This is a genomic window from Parendozoicomonas sp. 209JJ7-1, from assembly GCF_058147085.1.
In genome coordinates this window covers 1-725 of the sequence record NZ_JBYVJU010000104.1, presented here as the reverse complement: position 1 = coordinate 725, position 725 = coordinate 1, and the positions used below count along the sequence as shown (strand labels likewise).

Sequence of the window (725 nt, the reverse complement as noted above, 5' to 3'; positions counted from 1 at the left end):
CACGGCTAAATCAAATATTCATTTAACATCACGTTAATTAGAAATAAATTGAAAGTTACGTGAAGAAAGGAGAAGTCTTTGAAAATCTATGGTGATATTCAATCTGGTAACTGCTACAAAATAAAGTTACTCGCATCGTTACTGAATATCGAACACGACTGGATTCATATAGATATCCTTAAAAACGAAACTCAAACAAAAGAGTTTCTTGCTAAAAACCCAAATGCCAAAATTCCCGTTTTGGAATTAGATGATGGACGCTGCATATCTGAATCAAATGCAATTTTGAACTATTTGGCAGCAGGCACAGAACTTCTGTCAAACGACACGTATGAATATTCCAAAATTCAGCAGTGGCAGTTTTTCGAGCAATACAGTCACGAACCATTCATTGCGGTGGCGAGATTTATCGCAAAATATTTGTGTCTACCCGAAAATCGCAAAGCAGACTATGAGTCAAAGCAGGAAGGTGGACATAAAGCACTTCAAGTCATGGAGCAGCAGTTAAAGCAAGCACCTTACCTAACAGGTCATAAACTCACCACAGCAGATATTTCACTGTATGGTTATACTCATGTGGCCGGTGAAGGTGGTTTTGACTTAAAACAATATCCTGCAATTATGCAATGGATTGACCGCATACGGTCACATCCAAAATACATAGGCATGGAGTAATCGCCGTGTAACAAGTGCATCCAGGTGACGCCTTCGGCGCACCTGATGCA

Annotated in this window: 1 protein-coding gene; it reads left to right on the top strand. The window is 39.6% G+C overall.

From position 1 onward, the window contains the following. The first annotated feature begins 78 nt into the window (after positions 1-78). Positions 79-675 carry a glutathione S-transferase family protein gene (locus ACY2RQ_RS19565; RefSeq protein WP_490114693.1) on the top strand — a complete coding sequence of 199 codons (597 nt, stop codon included), beginning with the start codon at positions 79-81 and terminating at the stop codon, positions 673-675. The last annotated feature ends 50 nt before the right edge of the window (positions 676-725 follow it).